The 19,602-nt window shown below is 59.1% G+C and carries 12 protein-coding genes; all 12 read right to left on the bottom strand.

All coding sequences use genetic code 11. The annotated features are described in order from the left end of the window. Positions 1-34: 34 nt before the first annotated feature. Positions 35-757 (bottom strand): PP2C family protein-serine/threonine phosphatase, encoded by a 723-nt coding sequence (locus tag P2081_RS15845; protein ID WP_278923833.1) that lies wholly within the window; start codon positions 755-757, stop codon positions 35-37. After that, positions 754-1,449, bottom strand: coding sequence for a type VI secretion system-associated protein TagF (gene tagF / locus P2081_RS15840; RefSeq protein ID WP_278923832.1), 696 nt, complete (start codon positions 1,447-1,449; stop codon positions 754-756). The genes P2081_RS15845 and tagF overlap by 4 nt, the downstream gene beginning before the upstream one ends. Beyond that, complete coding sequence (gene tssM, locus P2081_RS15835) at positions 1,449-5,021, bottom strand: type VI secretion system membrane subunit TssM (RefSeq protein WP_278923831.1); 3,573 nt, start codon at positions 5,019-5,021, stop codon at positions 1,449-1,451. Before tssM ends, tagF begins: the two co-directional genes overlap by 1 nt. Further along, a complete protein-coding gene (gene tssL / locus P2081_RS15830; RefSeq protein ID WP_278923830.1) occupies positions 5,018-6,448 on the bottom strand; it encodes a type VI secretion system protein TssL, long form in 1,431 nt (476 codons plus the stop codon). Before tssL ends, tssM begins: the two co-directional genes overlap by 4 nt. A gap of 69 nt (positions 6,449-6,517) precedes the next feature. Then, the gene (gene tssK, locus P2081_RS15825) at positions 6,518-7,858 is read right to left on the bottom strand and encodes a type VI secretion system baseplate subunit TssK (RefSeq protein WP_278923829.1); all 1,341 of its coding nucleotides are present in this window, start codon (positions 7,856-7,858) and stop codon (positions 6,518-6,520) included. 40 nt (positions 7,859-7,898) lie between these two features. Continuing rightward, positions 7,899-9,344, bottom strand: a complete 1,446-nt coding sequence (gene tagH, locus P2081_RS15820) for a type VI secretion system-associated FHA domain protein TagH (RefSeq protein WP_278923828.1) — start codon at positions 9,342-9,344, stop codon at positions 7,899-7,901. 8 nt (positions 9,345-9,352) lie between these two features. Beyond that, on the bottom strand, positions 9,353-9,652 hold the full coding sequence (locus P2081_RS15815; protein ID WP_278923827.1) for a PAAR domain-containing protein: 300 nt from the start codon (positions 9,650-9,652) through the stop codon (positions 9,353-9,355). 1 nt (position 9,653) lies between these two features. Further along, positions 9,654-10,274, bottom strand: a complete 621-nt coding sequence (locus P2081_RS15810; RefSeq protein WP_278923826.1) for a DUF6931 family protein — start codon at positions 10,272-10,274, stop codon at positions 9,654-9,656. Positions 10,275-10,283: 9 nt separating this feature from the next. Then, positions 10,284-12,395: a type VI secretion system Vgr family protein gene (locus tag P2081_RS15805; protein ID WP_278923825.1), complete on the bottom strand. Its 2,112-nt coding sequence runs from the start codon at positions 12,393-12,395 to the stop codon at positions 10,284-10,286. A 96-nt stretch (positions 12,396-12,491) separates the two neighbouring features. Next, positions 12,492-15,947: a type VI secretion system contractile sheath small subunit gene (gene tssB, locus P2081_RS15800; protein ID WP_438826541.1), complete on the bottom strand. Its 3,456-nt coding sequence runs from the start codon at positions 15,945-15,947 to the stop codon at positions 12,492-12,494. Beyond that, on the bottom strand, positions 15,937-16,794 hold the full coding sequence (locus tag P2081_RS15790; protein ID WP_278923824.1) for an ion transporter: 858 nt from the start codon (positions 16,792-16,794) through the stop codon (positions 15,937-15,939). The genes tssB and P2081_RS15790 overlap by 11 nt, the downstream gene beginning before the upstream one ends. 83 nt (positions 16,795-16,877) lie before the next feature. Then, the gene (gene tssH, locus P2081_RS15785; protein ID WP_278923823.1) at positions 16,878-19,601 is read right to left on the bottom strand and encodes a type VI secretion system ATPase TssH; all 2,724 of its coding nucleotides are present in this window, start codon (positions 19,599-19,601) and stop codon (positions 16,878-16,880) included. Position 19,602: the final 1 nt, after the last annotated feature.

The following is a 19,602-nucleotide window of genomic DNA, read 5'->3' as shown; positions in this document are numbered from 1 at the left end:
AGCCGCCCGCCGTTCACATGAAACGTGGGAGACTTTAGATCACATCTACAACGATATGCGAGATATTATCCGCACCGCCGCCGTTCAGGGCGATCTGCAACAGCCGGTCGCCAACAGTTTCAAGCGGCGCGGTGGACAGCACGTCTTGCAGTATTGCAAAGCTAGCATATTTGGTCAGCCCATCCGAGCAAAGCAAAAAGCGATCCCCCGACGCAATGGTTCCGCGCACCTTATCCAAATCCAGCTCATCGCCGACGCCAACCGCGCGGGTGATTGCGTTGGACTGCGGGTGTTGTTCTGCTTCATCCCAGCTCATCTTGCCGGCCTTTACATATTCAGCCACTGCAGAATGATCCTGGGTCAGAAGGGCAATCTCGCCGTCGCGCAGGCGGTAGAGACGGCTGTCACCAGCCCAGATGCCAACAAAATGCCCATTGGCCAGGATCAATGCGACAACCGTTGCACCGATGGTGGCCCCGCCGCGTAACTCTGCCTCGGTCTGGATTGCGCGATGGGCGCCCTGTATCCTGTCACGCAGCCCATGCATTTTGGCCGCGGGATCAAGCCCCTGCGCCAGGGTGGCCACGGCATCCACGATCAGCGCGCTGGCAAAATCGCCCGCCTGATGGCCGCCCATACCATCTGACACCAGCCAGATGTCATGCTCTGGTAGCGCTAGGATTGCATCCTCATTTACCCGGCGCTTCAACCCGACATGGGTCTGCGCCACATAGCGATAGGTCAAGTTCTCTGTCATAGTGGCGAAGCCTCCTGCCAGATGGGGGCACCAAGATCAAACAGACCAAGCGCCGCTTTCCCCTGCGGAAGATGCTCTGTGACCATCAGGCGCGGCCCGCTTGCCAGATGGGTGCTCCACAGGCAGCCCGCAGGGGATTTTTCCGCCATTAAAACGCCGGCCAGCTGGGCATCAAGCCGCGGATCGCTGCCACAACTGTCATCGGCACCGCGAAAAACAAGGCTCCCCTCCACCTGCTGTATCGGCGCGGGACGCGGCATATCAGCCAGGGACAACGCCGCCAGATCGGTCTCCAACCGGGATTTGGATATATCCTGTTCAAGCGTGGAAAGCGCAATATTTTCCATCTGCTCAAACAAGGCAGAGGCCTGAAAATGATCCTGCGCCGGGGCAGCAGACCCGCCAAGCGGCACCATCAGGGTCAAGGGAAAACGGCGACCCACCCGATCCACCGAAGGCATCAGAACGCCCATGATCTTGCGTGGCCCTGCCGCCCCCGCTGCCAGGGTAAAACGCCACAAGGGGGCCGACATATAGTGCGGATCAAACTGGTCGCCATACTGCGCCTGCGCCGTAAGCAGCAGCTGTTGCAACCAGGCGTCCCAGACCCGCACAAAGCCAGGCGGCACGTTGGTACGAAAGAAATCTCCAACTGCCGGCATCTTGCCAAAGGCTCCAAAAACATGCCCCATTACATCGACTTCGGGCAGTTGAATTTGGCCATTGCAGGCAGGGCAAAGGGATTCACAACCGATCCCGACTGTAGCTCAAACAGGGCAAGGCGGCCACCGACACGGAAATTCACCCGCCGCCGATCACTGACATTGGTGCGCCGCACCTCGGCTGCGTCCAACAGGCGGAACCAGGCCCACGGTCCATCGCGGGATAGAGTATTTTCATTGCCCCGCCGTTGCGGCAACAGGGTAATGCGGGCCAGACCCACCGATCCAGGCCAGTTGACCGCAACCGGGGTGGGTTGGCCCATACGGTGATTATAGGCAACCTTGGAGCCATCAATCTCCAATAGGACCTCTTTTGCCTTGGGGTCCAAAGCCTTGGGCGTGATCTGAAACTGCACTGCCGGATTGGCACTGCTATTGAAAAAGGCATCGCGGATTTCAGCGGCATATTGCATCTGCTGCAACACCGCTTGGCTGATGCCCAGATCGACATCATTCACCCGCTTCCAGGTCCAGGGCCGACTGCGGGTATCAACGTATTTCAGCAGGTTTTCGTCAAAAAACCCATCAATCAACCCACCCGGCGCAAACAGCTTGGCAAAGTCCACCATGGCCACATCCGCCCGCGCGCGCCGATTAAACGGATATCGGTTGTCCAACGCCTTTTCGCAGAACGGCAACACCGCAGATTGCCAGCGCGCATTGATAGAAGCCCGCGTCCCTTCCGAGGTAATCCCCGAGGAACCGGTCGAAACCTGCGTCGCCCAGCGTTGTATCGGGCCATCAATCCGCGAGGCCACCTGCTGGAACTGAAGCAGCGCCTGCCCACTTTCCCCCGAGGTGACACCGCTGAACGACATTTTGTTCAGCTCTTGATAGACCAGTTGCAATGACCCCATCAGATCATCAAGCCGCGAAGGCTGCCCTTCTGGACGGGCCACCAGATCATGCAGCCATTGGAACCGCTCCTGCACATAGGCCCCCGGCGGCTTTGCCGTCTCGCCCGGCGCATTCGCCGCCGAACTGACCAGGGCCTCCAACAGGATTTGACCCTGAATGGAAAGCCCAGAGCGGGTTTCGATCCCGACCACCTGCGACACACCTTCATTCAAGGCATCCGAATCCAGCGTAGAGCGATCTTCCGCCAGCCGGGTTTCGCGGCTGATTTCCGTCAGGATATTCATAATCGGCGAGGTGGGGCCGGACAGCACATTGGTCACCTCGACCGCATGGCTCAGGGATTCCAGCGGGACGATATCCACATCACCCAGGATCTGGTCATAGCGGCTGATATAATCGTTATAATACAGGTCCAACACATCCCGGCTTAGCGCAAGAAGCGCGGCTTCGCTTTGGCCTTCACCTGCCCGTTGCCCCAGCACCCAGGCCTCATTCTGCACCCGTTCCGAAACACTTACCGCCTCTGGCAAGAAGGTGTTGTTAAAGCCGTCATAGGTAAAGATGCCCTCGACCCCCTCGTTCAGAGGTTTGCCTGAACTGCGCACCAACGCCCGTTTGACCGAAGGGCCGCCTATCTCTGTCAGACGCCATTTCGGCAGACTGGTGGCCTGATTGGAATTGATGATCCCATTGTAGACCCGCTGCGCCAGTGGCATTTCAGACAGGATGCTTTGCACCTGTTCGACCAGCGGGCCGTTCAACGCAATCTCTTCCATTGGCTGCGACAGCAGGGCAGACAGATGATCCATCAAATCACTGCGCAGCGCCGCACGTGCGGCCCCCGGATAGGCCACCAGTTCCCAGTCAAGCCGCATCCATTCTTTAACCAGATCCGGGTTCATCGGCCCCTGAAGCCCAAGCATCAAATAGATTTTCAGCGCCTCATACAGCACATCTGGGTTATTCACATTACCTGCAATCTGTTCTTCCAGACGCACCAGCAGCCGCGGAAGAAGGCGTTGGTTGAGCGCCGCACGATAGGTCTGGGCAGTCTGGGTGCCAATGACCTCGCCTTGATATAGGCCGTAGGTCATGGCGCGGTCCGGCTCTGGATCAGAAAGCACGGGATTACCCGGCATGTCCCGCAGCAGGTTCAGCGCCGCAGCCACGGGCACCAGGTCGGTATCACCCACTGGGCTAGAAGGCAGCGTGCCGGCCGCCTCTTGATAGGCACTCACCTGCTGTTCGGCCTGGCGAATGAAGTCGGCATTTTTCAGATAGGAATTCACCCATAGCCCACCCATGGCAGCCGCCACCAGGACCGTCGCGGCAATGGCCAGCCGTCGGGTCCAGCGATAGCGCCGTTCAACCTTGTCATCGGCAGAAACCAGGCCCGCCTCGGGGAACAGCACGCCTTCGAACAAGCGGGTCAAAAAGTATGAGCGCCCTGCCCCCTGACCAGTGCCAATCGCCTGACGGCCAATGCCAAAGGTCTGCGCCATGCCCAGCATCAGGCGGTCAATCGGGGTGCCTTCCTGGGTGCCCGAGGTGAAATAAACGCCACGCAGCATCTGACGCTGTTCGTAGCGATTATCCTGAAACACCTCGTTTAGGAAAGCCTTGGCAACGCTGCGCATAGCAGCCACTTGGCCAGGAAACCCCGCCACCAGGGCACGGCGCTGGTGGTCCGTCTCGGTCTGCATTTTTTCTAGCAGCTGCGCGTTCATCTGCCCCAGAAGCGCGGCAAATTCCGCGTCAAAATGTTCAATCGCAGCCGGGTCTTTTTTGGTTTTGCCCAACGGCAGGGTAAAGCCCCAGACCTGTTCGCGCTCTTCCTTGCCAAGACTGTCAAAATATTCCTGGAACCCCGCGATCAGATCCGCTTTGGTGAATAGCACATAGACCGGAAAGCGCACGCCAAGCCTCTCGCGCAGCTCTGACAGACGGCGGCGCACCGCCTGGGCATGTGCTTGCTGCGTGACCTCATCCTGCAGGGACAGATCTGACAGAGAAATCGCCACCAGTGCCCCGTTTATCGGCTGGCGTTTGCGGTATTTTTTCAACAGGCCCAAAAAGCCCAGCCAGGCCGCGTTATCTGCTTCGGCATCGCTTTCCTGAGTAGTGTAGCGCCCGGCGGTGTCGATCAGCACCGCCTCATTGGTAAACCACCAATCACAGTTTCGCGTGCCGCCAACCCCGCCAATGGCGGCCTTCCCCAGCTTATCCGCCAGCGGGAACTGCAGACCAGAGTTTACAATCGCCGTGGTCTTCCCCGCCCCTGGCGGACCAATCATCACATACCAGGGCAGCACATTCAGATGCCTGCGGCCATTCTTGGATTTACGCAGCGCTGTCATTGCCTGTTTGAACTTGTTACGCAGTTCGCCCAGCTCTTCCAGCATGACATCATCGTCATCCACGGTTTCAACCGCTTCGACCATATCATCTGCCATCTTGCGATCCCGTCGCCGCCGCAGCCAGAACACCAAGGTGATGATCGCCAGCACCACCACCCAGATGACAGCAATAGCAATCATCCGCGCCTGAATACTATCAAAGGGGCGCCAATCGGCACTGCCAAGATAGGGGGCAAAAAACCAGACGCAGGCCGACAAAACGATGGCCAACAAGACAAGCGCTGAATAAAGCGAGCGCAACAACGGCAGAAGATAGCGGCGGATCATTGGTCGACCTCCTGCACCAGCAAGATTTCAATACGGCGATTTTTGGCGCGCCCTTCGCGGGTGCCATTATCGGCAATCGGCTCTTTCTCGGCCCGCCCCTCGGCCGACAGTCTGCCAGGATCGTTCAGCACCCGTGACATGCCATTCATCACCGATTTGGCCCGCGCCAGCGACAGCGCCATATTGGACGGAAACCGCGAAGACCGGATAGGGATATTATCCGAATGGCCCGCAACGATGACCCGGCCCTTTTCGTCGTTCAGTGCCTCGGCCACCCGCGTTACCGGGGTCTGAAAGCCCGTGCTCAACTGATCCGAGCCGGACCCGAACATCCCCGACCCCGCAAGCCGAATGATCAGGGTATTGCCCTTTTGAAACACTGAAACGATGCCCTCATCGATTTCAGGCCCCAGAAAATCGGCGACTTTTGCCACCTGTTCCTCCAGTGTCTGGATCGGCGGAGGCGGCGGGGGTGGAGGCGCACGGCGTGCCAATTGTGCAGGCGGCCCGGCATCAACAATGGTCAACTTCCCGACCACATTTTCAGTCTTGTTGGACAGGGTCCAGCTTAGACCCAGAAACTGCGCCAGCAGCAGAGCCGCAGTCACCCCCAACGCGATCCAGACAAGACGCCAGGCAGACAGCACTTTGAAAGGCTTGCTCACACCTTCCCAATGGGGCGACAAATCGCGTTCAATCGGCCCACGCTGATTGCGCAGGATCCGCGCCAGAGCAGCCCGAATTTGCAGATGTTTTTCTGCGCCGCCCTGTTCAATCCGCAGCCGCCCCTCAAAGCCAAGCGACATGCACATGTACAGAAATTCCAGCATGTCGATATTGGCACCGGGTTCTTTTTCCAGCCGGGCCAACAGATCGTAGAACCGATCGCCGCCAACGGTTTCGCGATGAAAGGTGCCCACCATGGATTGTAGCCCCCAGCTGGATTGCCCGCCCCAGGGGGTATTCAGCACCACATCATCCAGGGTCGCACAAAGCGCATAGCGGGCGACCTTTACGGTCTGCGCCGCGATCCCAGCCTGCAGCGCCCGATTTTCAAAAGCGCGCACCTCGGCAACCACTTTTTTGCGCAACCCGTCCGGGTCCATATGCTGGGCGCGGTTGCGGATACGGCTGATCAGGGCAAACAGCGCCGAGGCACAGGCCGCCAAGGGATTCATCCCTGTCAGTGCCATCTGAGCAGGTGTTCCGGCACCTGATTGACCCGTCAGAGAAGCCTTCTGGCCCGACGGGGTCGCAGCCTGAGGCACACCAATGGCCGCGTCAGAGGCGGCACCTTCAGCCGGGGCCGCATCAGGCTGCGGCGTGATCGGCTGCGGCGATGCAGAACGGCGACCACCGGGATTGGGGCGGATCACCGTCTTGTCGGTATCCCCCGGTTCCGCAAAGGGATCGTCAAAATCGCCCATGATCTATACCCCAATCACCAATTCACCAAAACCAACTGCCACTACAGGCAGATCAAACACGCCGGGCCTTTAGCCGTTGCGAATGGCCCAAAGCTCCATCTTCAACCCCGGATATTGCCCCGACACGTGCACCGCGACCCCGCCCGAGGTGGTCATCTTGCGCCAATACGGGCTTTCGCCATCCATCTCGAAATAGACCACCCCGGAATGATAGGGGATTTGACGCGGTGCCACCGGCAGCGGCCTCAGCGTGATCCCCGGCAGCGCCGAATTGACCAACTGGCGAATTTCTTCCACCGGGCCGATCTTGGCCTGACCAGCAAAATGCCTCCGCACATCTTCTGCGGGAAGGTCGGCGCTCACCGCCAGCACAAAACCGGCATTGCCCAAAAGCTTGCGATCGGCAATCACCCCTACCGAAATACCATATTTGCGCTCTTCCAGTTTGATGGCGATGGCCGTCTGTTCCAGAACCGAGCTGAGATATTGCCGCAGCACCCGGATCAACGGGGCAAAACACCCCATCAGATCATCATGCGTGTAAGGCGGCAGCTCTGGCGCGTGTTTATCCGCCGCCATAAAACCAGACAGCTCTCCGGCGAGACCGGCACAGAGCATATAGAGCCGTTCGGGATGCAGATTTTCGATCTGGCGCAGATGCCGCACCATCGGCAACATGCGGTTCACTATCGAAAGTAACATGAAATCAGATACATCCGCGACCCCTCGGGCAGATCCTGCCTCGGCCAACCGCCCCGATAGCGCGTCCATTCGATGTGCCAAGAGCCCTTCGAGTTCGCGTAAGAAATCCTGCAATACAGAAGCCGCCCGCGCATCCAGACAAGAGGGAATAAAGGCCTGATCCAGCACGATTTCCTTATCAGATCTCACCTCGATGATCCGGGCCACCGGGATCGCAAGAAGGTCAGCCAGATCATCCACCGCTAGGGCAAACTGCAACCGCATCTTACCCACGTCCAGCGCAACCGGCTTGCGCTCGGTGCTAGTGACATCGGTGACCTCCTGATTGGCGGGGCGCAACCGGCTGGCAGAGCGTTCGCCACCGCTTAGGTCGACCTCGACCGCCCCCTGGCGGCGTTGCGGCACGGTCAGATAGACCACACAATCCTTGATTGTACTTGGCACCTCCAGCGCGGGGGGATGCGGATCGGCCATCGGCACCCGAAAGATGCAACCATCCTGGGTCAACCCCTCACAGGATTTTAGCGCAAACTGTCCGATCTTCAACGCCTCATGGTCAATTTCCAGCCCGCTCACCCCCCAGGCATAGGGGCCAAGACGACGGGCCAGGCCCGTTACCAGGCCTTCGGTATAGCGATCTGATTGCTGGAAATGATGCGGCTGTAAAAACAACCCCTCAGTCCAAAGCACCTTGCTGTCCCAGGACACCTGGTTCTCCCCTTTTTTTGCCCGCGCAACGCTGCACGGATCAGTCTTTCAATTTGTCCAATTGTGCCTTGTAGGCCCGCGCAAATTCGCGGCTGAACAAGTCGTGAAAATCATTTTCGGCCTGATCCGAGATTTCGGAAAACAGCCGCTCATAGACATCCCAATAGCGCGCCTTCTTGCCGCGCAGCAGCCCGCCAAGACCGCCTTTGTCTTCGATCTGGGCCTCCAATGCCTTCGGATCGAGCCGGGCTAAAACGCCTTTCAACGCCGCCTCCATGCCGGTCACCATGGCGACCTCATGCGCCTTGATGTCCTTCAACGCCTCTTCGGCGGCAGTTTCCGGGCTAAGATAGCCTTTGGTCGCGGGTTTCAGCATCGCCTCGATCGCCTGATCCGGCGTGATCGAAAACTTCAGCGGATTGTTACCCCCGGCCGAAATCATCGTCTGTTCGATGCGGAACTCTGATTTAATCGAAGTCCGGGTCATCAAAATTTCGCGCAGGCCGGTCACCAGGGTTTGTAGCACCCGCCCCATGCGCCCTAGTGCCTTGGCCGGGTCTTCGTTCCCCAGGGCATCCTCTGCCACGCCAAGACCAAGCAGGAAGGCAGGCACCACATCAGAGGTCGCAGGTTGCTCCGAGGCCGCTACCGGTTCGCTGATTGCCGATGGCGGCGATGCGGGCGTTAGGCCGACATCATCCGGCGTAGCCTCGGGCACTGGGGCGGCAGGCGACGCCGCTGCCGGGGGCGCGGGTGGCGTTGGTGGGGCTGGCGCGGTTTCCGGCGTATCAGCGGGACCAATACCAGACAGGAAATCTTCATCCCAATCATCTGGAATTGTCGAAGATTGGACGCTTGGCGCAGCAAAACTATCCGCCGCCGAGGGCGAATGGCTCGGCAGGCTTGCGCCGGTGCCTTCTCGCCCATCCTTTGGGGTTTGAAAGAATGGGTCTTCCTCTTCTCCCAGCGGCGGAAGAAGATCATCAATCGGGTCAACCGGGTTCAACTGCGATGGCCCGGTCGGGCCGGACTCGCCCAGCAGATCATCCAGAAAATCCCCGGCGGGCCCGGCCTCATCCAGCAAGGCCAGGGGATCGGGTGCATTGCTCGCGACCCCATGCGAGACGGGCGCATCAGCAAGCGGATCGGGAATGCTATCCATCGCCGAGGCGCTGTGAATCTCCACCAGCAGTTCGTAATTGCCGATACACAAGACATCGCCGGTATTGAGCGGCGTTGGCGTGCGGCCCAGCGGAATTTTCGAATAGTTCAGAAAAGTGCCATTGGCGCTAAGATCCACCACCACAACATTGCCGTTGTGGTCCTCAATGGCGCAGTGATTGCGTGACAGCAGCTGATCCGGGTCCGGCAGCACCAGATCATTGCTGGCCCCCCGCCCGATGGTCAGGCTGGGCCCCAACATCGAAACAGGTGCCGCATCCCCCGGCATTGCCCCTGAATTCTGGAACTTGAGTGTCACCGCCATTGATCCAGCTACCCTCCGACCAGAACGGTGAATTCGCCCTTGACGATCAGACCGCCACAGGCCGCATTATCAGTAATACGCGCAGCAGGCATGTTGCAGATCAAAACGCTGGTAGAACCTTTGATGATGGGATGCGGCGGTGCGGCCGTGCACATATCCCCCAAACGCGCGGCTGGCAGTTTCCCCACCAGAACCGTCACTGCGCAGGGCGGCAGAATGGGGGTTGGCACCGGCAGGACTGGCGGTGGCGGTACCGAAGGCAACATGCAGGCATGCAGATCAGCGACGCGGGCCTGGGGCATTCCCATCTTAGACTTCCTTCTCGTTACCCGACGCGGCAGCCGCCTTGGCACTGCCACGTCCATTACCGCCGCGCGCAATATCCAGCGCACGCTCGACCAAAACACGGCCGTGTTCTTCAAACTTATCAGACAATTGGCTCAATGCTACCATATTCATGGCAAAGGCGGCTGCTTCTGATGCGCCAGCTGGGGCGGGGTACTGGTTCAGATCCCCCGGCCCCAGGGTGCCAGGCGCATAAAGCACAGCCAGAGCGCAGTTCACCGTGTCATCATCGACATAGGCGTGATCCAGCGTCATCCGCGCGGCATCACGGTTTTCTTCGCTAGGATCGCGCACCCAAGCCTCTGAACAGGTCAGCGAAGCGGGATCCTTGTCTGAACGCGCCCCAATGTAATCCCGCGCTGCCAGGCAGGCCCACCAAACCCGTTCTCGTGGCGGCAACAACACCCCAAGCAAGCGCAGCAGATCCACCAGCGCCTCTTTTTCATAGAGTTCCCGCAACACCTCCCCCGCCAAGGCTGTTGGCGGTGCCTGTAGCTGCGTCTTGAGCAAAACATTGGCATGCGACAGCAGCTTGGCCACGGGATCAGGCGGAAGCTTGACCAGATTTTCAAAGTTCTCGGACATATTTCCCACCTAGTTGATCATCGTCAGGCCGCCCTTAAGGGTCAGCATGGCCTCCCCCTTGACGGTTGTCATTGGTGCCTTGGCTTCAACCATGGCACTGCCTTCGACCTTGATCATCGGCCCCTTGATGGTCACCCCAGAATTATCAATTTTCACCGAAGAGCCGCCAACCTGCAGCAGAATTTCCTGACCGGCTGTCATCTTGACCTTGCCCGCCGTGACATCCACCGTCAGATTGCCAAGGCTGACCGTTTCTTCATGGTTCCCCTTGGCGATGGTTTCGGTCAGATTGCCAGTGTCCACATCCAGCGTCATATTGCCGGTCTGGATGGTTTCCGCCTTGTCGCCGGTTTCAACCACCTCGGTTCGGTTGCCCGTTTTGACAACCTCATCCATGTTCTGCTTGACGGTCAGCGCGTAGCTTTTTTCATCGGTTCCGCTGACTTCGGGATCTGGCGCATCCAGCCCGATGGTGACAGCCGAGCGGTCCTTGATCAACATCTGATGATCTTTTTCTGCCTGCACCCGCATCAGCTCTTCGTCCTTCTTGTCGTCAAACATCAGCTCATTGTAACCGCCCCCCCCCTTGGAGGAGTTGGTCTTTATCCCCAGCTGTGTCTGATCATCGGGATAGCTGTAGGGCGGCATGGTATCGGCATTGTAAAGCATACCGGTGCAGATCGGGCGATCCGGGTTGCCGTCCTCAAACTGCACAACCACCTCTTGGCCGATACGCGGCACCGCAACCATGCCCCAGTTTTTGCCCGACCAAGGCGTCACAACCCGCACAAAGCAGGATGATTTTTCATCCCGCTCGCCCTCGCGATCCCAGTGGAACTCGATCTTGATGCGGCCATGTTTATCCGTCAGGATCTCCTCGCCGCTGGGCCCCACGACCGTTGCTGTCTGCAGGCCTGGCACCTTGGGCCAGGGGGTGGTCAGCGGTGCGCGAAACTGTTCGTGTTTTTCGATGGCTCCAAAGGTGCAGGCATAGGCGTCACCCTTGACCTCTTCGGGAAAGTCCATGTTGCGCGGCTTGATATCGCGCCGCATCTCGCCCTCTTCAGCTGCGGAGGTGGTGCGTTTTTCCCGTTCGTTGTAGTCACCCGCCACCTGCAAATAATGGGTCGTATCCACCACCAGATATTCACCATTTGCCGGCTTGTCCGGGTGATTTGCCAACTGAAAGGTATAGCCGGTTCCCAGGGTGCGCAGACTGGCGGCACCCCGCCAGCGCTTGTGACGAACGGCTTCCGCCTCCATCTGCACCCGCGCCCGTTTATCGCCAAGTGCAGTGTCCTTGCGATAGCGACCCTGATAGTCGTAGCGCTCAAAATCCTTATGACTGTGGCTGCCTTTGGGAATAGCATTCTTGACCTGCAAGTCTGCCGCTGGCGATAGAAAATCAAAATCCGTCAGCGTCACCTTGCCGCCTGTCAGAACCTCTTCCTGGGTCCACTCCGAGATATGGTCCTCGCGGCGCCGATCCCGGTCATCGCGCGCATAGAATTTCACCTTTGCCTTGCCATTAATCGGCGAATGACCACTCATCCCATCACATAGCACCAGGCTTTCTGCCGTGTTTTTATCGCTGGTGCTGTCGAAGTAGAAATAAATCCCTTCTTCCTCCATCAGGCGGCAGATGAAATCATAATCGCTTTCGCGGTATTGCAGGCAGTATTCGCGCGACGCATAGCTTTCGCTCAGCCGGTTGCGGTAATCGCTAAAGCCATTTTCGCTAAAGATCTGCAGGATGATATCCACCGCCGAAAGCTCTTGGAACACCCGGCTGTCGGTGGTGCGGGTCAGCAACCAGAACCAGGGGCGCACCTCAGCAACATAGAGCCCGTATCCATCGCGGAAGCCCATGTTTTCAACCGAAACACAGAGACCCGAGAACCTTTGATCGGTGCCTGCATCGGTCTGGACATGCAGGCTCATCGTCTGGCCCACGATGTCTTCCAGCTTGACCGCCTTGTTCTTGGATTGGAATTCTACCGTTGTTTCGGTCAGCTTGCTCAATCCTTCGCGCACGATGGCACGTTTCAGCATCAGATCCCGAACGGAATAGCTGCCGGACATCCAGACCATGTCACTGTCATGTGCTTTGCTTTCAACCATGGCTCCTCCTTTTCCCATTCGGGACTGGACAGCCCACACCGGGGGCCGGGCCTAAATCTGGGCGAAAATACGCCACTGTCATTCTGAAATTACGCATCATAAATCCGCCAATAGCGCCGCCAATTCGGCGTCCATTTCACCGCTGTCCGCCGTATCACTGCCCCCATCAACTCCGCCTTCGGCGTCAAAGCCGGCCAAGAGCGCATCCAGATCATCCAAATCACTGTCGCCGCCAGCCGATGTGTCCGTTCCCTCGAGATCCAGATCATCTCCCCCCGGATCCACAACCCAATCTGTTGGTGTCGAGGCTGGTTCCTGCCCCGTTTCTGACGCGCTATCCGGCTGCGCTTGCCGCGCCGCCGGACCGGTTTTTTCACGTGGGTCGGCAGGCGACGGTGCCGGTGCGGGAACCCCGCTCCAGGGGCCAAGGATCTCTGCCCCGGCAACCGAGAAAAAAGAAGTCAGGCGCAGTTCATCGCGGCCCTTGACCGCGCTGACCGCCATGACGCCCCGGTCGTTGGCCAAGGCAATCTTATCCAGATCAATGTTGCGTTCGGTACAGGGCAGCGCCACCTGATCGCCAAAGCGGTCCGTCACCGTATGATAGGGCATATCCCCCAGCGACATGATCGAACCCAGCTGCATCGCCGCGCCATTTTCCTTGAAAGAGCGCGCCAGAAGGATTGTCACCAGGACAACCGGATTGCCCCAGAGCATACCGCGCAGCCCTTCGCTCTGTGTAAACTCTTCAAAGGCAAAGCTGTCCAGCGGATCGCTTTTGGCACCATAGGGACGGCGCAGCAGAAACCGCGGGCTGGCCAGGCCCAGATGTCCGGTCTCTGGCATCTGTTGCAACGTGTCCCAAGCACTGGCCACCAGCGGCGCACGGTCCTGCCTGGAAGTCTGCAGGAACCCCGGTGACAGACTGGTGAAGAAAGGCGCATCCACATGCGCCGCCACCCGGGCAATGCGGCCCAGCAGTTCGGCATGTGGCGGGGTTTCTTCAAACCCATACAGCCCAATCAACGCCGAATAGCCGCCGCGCCCGGTTTCAGGATCCAGCGGCGCTTCCGTGAGCAATCGGGTCAGGCCGCTTTGCGACAGATCATCCTGCGCCGCCAGATCCGCGGCCAGCTCCTCGGCGGAAACATCGTAAAGCACGACTTCCAGCGTATCGTCCACCTCGACCGAACGGGCGATCAGATCCAGCGAACGCCACTGGGCCTCAACCGATTGAAATTCGGGGTGGTGCAGCACCAGACGCATGGCATCCGACAGGGCCGCATCCACGGCCTGTTGCATTGCCGCGACATCCGGATTGGGCAGGGCATGAATATGAGGCCCGACGATCCGCGCCAAAAGCGTATCAAGCGCCGAAACCTCGCGCAGACTGTTATCCTGATCGCCAATTAGCTGCTGAAAGGCGCTCAGCCGTCGATCCGCCGGCACCGCCTGCCCGCCAGACGCACGTTTTGGCACCCGAACGGGTGTCCCAAAGCGTTTGGCCCAATCCGCCAGACTACGGCTTGCGTGATCAACGGTAACCCCCGATTGCAATTGCTTGCGCAGGCTGACCAGCTCTGAAAACAGGGCCACGTTTTCAAACAATTCATCAGGGTGCAGATCGTCAAACTCCGAGAGCGTGACCGAGATTGCCTCTTGCTCCGCATCCTCCGCCCCAAGCGGCAGGACCAGATCACAAGCAAACCCCTCGATCACCTCTTCCAGGGTATCCGGATCCAGAACAATAGGTGGGCGGGCCGCCAGGGGGGCACCAATTTCTATCTGGCCGCGCGCGGCACGGCCTGAAAAATCCCCGAACAGGGCAATACGAAAGCGTTTGCGCTGCAACTGCTGCGATGACGGACGCTGCGCAGTGATCGTGCCATAGGCAAATTCCGGCTCGCTTATGATCGGTTTCACATCCTGTTCTGGGACAGCCTTCTCAGGCTCTGTCTCCATATCCCCAAGCAGATCATCCAGATCCGATAAATCCGCCGCCAGCGTCGCGGCCTCTGGTGCGCCGGGGCCTTCCGCAAGGTCGCCCAACAGGTCATCCAGATCGGACTCCGCGCTGTCCGCTGTCGCAGGATCGGACGGCGCATCCAGATCGGCAAGCAACTCCGATAGGTCATCCTCGCTTGGGGCAGGAACCGGCGGGGTCGCCTCAGCTTCGGCGGCAAGGCCAGAGAGCACGGCGTCTGGGTCCTCGCCCACGACGCTTTCCTCTGCAGCAGGCTCTAACCCGGCCAATATGTCGTCCAAATCAAACGCATCCGAGGTATCCGTTTCAACCGGGCTCTGCGCAAGATCGGCAAGCAGCTCTCCCAGGTCCGGGTTGTCCTCTGCCGCATCGTCCTGCAGATCGAGATCCCCCAGAATATCGGCAAGCGCCGCGTCTTCGGGGGCAGAAGGATCCGCTTCGGGCGTATGGCTAGCAACATCGGACAGAATGTCTGCGACCTCTGGCCCGGTTTCCTGCTCTGCTTCCGTGTCACTCAAACTCTCAAGAATATCGCCCAGCTCAGGCGCCGCTTCTGCAGCCTCTGCCGGAGCATGCGCGGCCAGATCCCCCAAGAGCTGCGAAAGATCCTCCTCTTTCGGGTTATCGGCCCGGCCTTCTTCCGGGCGATCCTGCGCTGCAAGCTCTTTCAGGATATCGCCGGTTGGCTCTTCGTCTTGCTCCACAGGCGCATCCAGACTGTCCAGCGCCTGCGCCAGACTGTCTTCGATTGCATCCGCCTCTGCGGAATCCTTTGCACCAAGCGCGCCGAGCTCTTGCAAGACATCATCGACCGCGCCCTCCGCCGCCTGTGGTTCGGGCGGGGCAGAGGCCGCCAGATCATCCAGTATCGCTGCAGGTGCCGGGGGGGCTTGCTCCGGTTCACTGACTGTCGATCTGGCCAGATCCCGCAGCACATCAGACCTGTCATCAGCAGCTGGCGCCTCTGCCGGTGCGCTGTTGCGCAACGCGGCAAGCACCTCTGCGCTTTGGTCCTCTGCCGCCGTGGGCTGTGCAATCCGGCGCAGGCTGTCCAAGGCAGTGTCCTGATCAGCCGCGCCCGCGCTGTCACCAGCCGCCAGAGCCGAGAGCAGGGCCGGGTCCTGCAGGATATGCTCAATCAGACCCTCGGCACCGGCTTTGCCATCCATATAGGCCATCAAGGTTTGCAGCTGTTGCCGTGCCTCTAGCAGTGGGCGCAGGGCGTCCACCTTGGAAGCAATTGCACCGGGGGTAAAATCGCCCATGCTTTCAAAGGTAAGATCTATATCCAGGTTGCCCTCGCCGGTCAGCGTATTGGGCACCCGAAAGGCCGCCCGTGGTGCCAGGGCCTTCATCCGGTTGTCAAAACTATCAATATCAATCTCAAGAAACTTGCGGTCCTCGACGCTAGGCTGCGGTGTCGTACTTTTGCCCAGAAGGTCGCTCATCACGCCCATCACAAAGGGCAGCTGCACCTTCTTTTCAGCGCCATATAATTCGACGTCATATTCGATTTGCACCCGTGGCGCCCGGTTGCGGGCAATGAATTTCTGCGAATTATCCGCCATTGTCGCCTCCTTTCAGCTCACTGATTTCACGGCGCAGGGCCTTCAGCTCGGCGTGCAGCTCAATCACATGTGCATCAACCACATCGGTTTCCTGGCGCACCAGTTCCCGCAGCTGTTCAAATTCGGCCTCGGCTTCGGCCTCCACTGCGGTCTGCATTGTATTGACCAAGAGACCGATAAAGAGGTTCAGCACCGAGAAAGCGGTAATCACGATAAACGGCACAAAGAAGGACCAGGCCATGGGGTAAACCTCCATCACCGGACGCACGATGCCCATAGACCAGCTCTCCAACGTCATGATCTGGAACAGCGAATACAGCGACCGCCCAAGGGTTCCAAACCAGACATCAAAGGCCGCGCCATACATCAGCGTTGCCATCACACCAAAGACATAAAAGACAATCGAGATCATCACGATCACCGCACCCATGCCGGGCAAGGCATCAAGCAGCGCCTGCACCACCTTTCGCATCTGCGGGATCACCGACAATAGTCGCAGCGCCCGGATGACCCGCAGCCCGCGCAGCGCCGACAGCCCCTGCTTGTCGGGCAACAGGCCAACGCTGACCACCAAGAGATCAAAGATATTCCAAGCCGAGGAAAAGAATTTGAGCCGGTAGGCAAACAGTTTCAGCGCCAGCTCGGCCACAAAGATGGTGAGGACCAGGCTGTCGATCACGCCCAGCAACCCACCAATATGACTGTTCACCACATGAGAGGTACCAAGCCCAAGGGTCACCGCATTGAAGATGATGATTCCAAGAATGGAATTGGTCACCACCGGACGTTCCACAAAGATGCGGGCCCGATCCTGTAGGGTGAGTTGAGTGTCGGCGCTCTGATGCACGAAGGACTCCATTTGGTTGGCGGATCACAATAGGACGATGCGGCTTGCAGGTTTCACCACCGCTGCGGGGCTGTGCCTGGGGCTCAGTCAAAATTGTAGGAAAAGGCCCCCTCTTTCACATCTATGGCCACCGCCGCGACCTGCTCCCCCGCCATCAGGCGGCGCAGGAATTCGTTGGAAATATCCGGTAGCATCGAATTGGTCACAATCGTGTCGATCATCCGACCACCGCTTTCCAGCTCCTGGCACTGGGCGACGATCTTGTCGACAACCGCATCGGTGTAGGAAAACGGCACGCCGTGGGCCTCTTCCACCCGTTTCTTGATACGCCCCAGTTGCAGCTTGGTGATCTTGCCAATCATATCTGGGCTAAGCGGATAATAGGGAATGGTCACCAGACGCCCCAAAAGCGCCGCCGGAAAGATCTTCAGCAGCGGATCGCGCAGCGCCTTGGCGATACCTTCCGGGGCGGGCATCAGGTCTGGATCAGAACACATATCCATAATCATGTCGGACCCCGCGTTAGAGGTAAGCAGGATCAGGGTATTCTTGAAATCAATCACCCGCCCTTCCCCATCCTCCATCACGCCCTTGTCAAAGACCTGAAAAAAGATCTCATGCACATCCGGGTGGGCCTTTTCGACCTCATCCAGCAGCACCACGGAATAGGGCTTGCGCCGCACCGCCTCGGTCAGCACGCCACCTTCGCCATAGCCGACATATCCGGGCGGTGCGCCCTTCAGGCTGCTAACGGTATGGGCCTCTTGGTATTCCGACATATTGATCGTGATGACATTCTGTTCCCCCCCATAAAGCACCTCGGCCAGGGCCAGGGCCGTTTCGGTCTTGCCAACGCCCGAGGTCCCGGCGAGCAGAAAAACCCCGATGGGTTTGTTGGGATTGTCCAGCCCGGCGCGGCTGGTCTGGATCCGCTTGGCGATCATCTGCATCGCGTGATCCTGACCGATCACCCGCTTTGCCAGATGTTCTTCGAGGTGCAGAATGGTGTCGATTTCATCCTTGACCATGCGTCCAACCGGGATGCCAGTCCAGTCGCCTACCACGCTGGCAATCGCTTGCTGGTCGACAATCGGCAAGATCAGGGCGGACTCACCCTGCAGCACTTGCAGTTCGGCATTCTTTTCCTTGAGCTGTTGCATCAGGGCGGCGCGCTCTTCCTCGGATAGCGGGCTGTTCGATGCGCCCTCGGCCGCCTCTTCCCCAGCATCCGCGACATCATCTACGGGCGCGGCCCCCTCTCGGAGCTTGGCGCGCAGGTCGAGGATCTCCTGGACCACCGCTTTTTCATTGTCCCAACGGGTGGTCAGAGCGGCGAGCCGCTCTTCCTCGCGGGTCTTTGCGTCCGCGACAGCCGCGCGGCGTTCTGCCACCTCGTAACCAGCAGTTTCATCACGGCTGATGATCTCCAGCTCGGTGGTCAGGGCCTCAATCCGGCGCTGACTGTCGTCAACCTCTGCCGGGACCGCGTGTTGGCTGACGGCAACGCGGGCGCAGGCGGTATCCAGCAGGCTTACCGATTTGTCCGGCAGTTGCCGCGCCGGAATATAGCGGGCCGACAGACTGACAGCAGCCTCAATCCCTTCGTCCAAAATCTGCACCCGGTGATGCGCTTCCAGCATCGAAGCAATGCCCCGCATCATCAGGATCGCCTTTGGCACCGAGGGTTCGTCAATCTTGACCACCTGAAAGCGGCGGGTCAGAGCCGGGTCTTTCTCGATATATTTCTTGTATTCCGCCCAGGTGGTTGCGCCGATGGTGCGCAGGGTGCCGCGGGCCAGGGCCGGTTTCAGCAGATTGGCCGCATCGCCGGTGCCCGCCGCGCCGCCAGCCCCCACCAGCGTGTGGGTTTCATCGATAAACATCACGATAGGCTCGGCACTGGCCTGAACCTCATCAATCACCTGACGCAACCGATTTTCAAATTCCCCTTTCATCGAGGCACCAGCCTGCAACAACCCGATATCCAGCACCAAGAGCCGCACGTTGCGCAGGGCAGGTGGCACATCCCCACGGGCAATGCGCAGGGCAAAGCCTTCGACCACCGCTGTTTTGCCAACCCCGGCCTCGCCGGTCAGGATCGGGTTGTTCTGGCGTCGCCGCATCAGGATATCAACAATCTGGCGGATCTCTTCGTCACGCCCCACAATCGGATCAATCTCGCCCGCGCGGGCCTGTTCCGTCAGATCAGTGCAAAACTGCGCCAGCGCCTCTCCCTTGCCCATGGCACCAGGGGCCATAGCGGCAGAGGTCTCGCCAGGTTCGGCACCACCTCCGGTGACCATGCTGCCATCCTGCGCCGACATCCCGGCCTCGGGCGAGCCATCGGTGGCTGCAGCAAAGTTATCGGCCAAATCATCCGCGCCAATCCGCGCCAGTTCTGGCGAAATCGAGGTCAGAATATTGCGCAGTGCTGGTGTCTTCAGCATGCCCAAAAGCAGATAGCCGCTGCGCACCTGGCTGGCGGAAAACAGCAACGAGCCCCAGACCCAGCCCCGTTCCATCGCATCCATCAAATGATCGCTCAGATCCGAAATCGCCGAGGCCCCGCGCGGCAACATGTCCAGCGCGCGGGTCATTTCACTAGAGATTTTTCCAGTATCGAGATCGTAATGGGCGATAATTCGATGCAGATCACTGTCCGGCTGGGCCAAGAGTTGATGCATCCAATGCACCAGTTCCACATAGGGGTTGCCACGCATCTTACAGAACACGGTTGCCCCTTCTACCGCCTGATAGCCCAATTTATTGAGCTTCCCAAATAGCGCCACACGGCTGATCTCGGTCATG

This window comes from Pseudophaeobacter profundi, assembly GCF_029697505.1.
GTDB lineage: Bacteria > Pseudomonadota > Alphaproteobacteria > Rhodobacterales > Rhodobacteraceae > Pseudophaeobacter > Pseudophaeobacter profundi.
The sequence above is the reverse complement of the archived record's forward strand: the minus strand, read 5'-3'. Positions and strand labels throughout refer to the sequence as shown.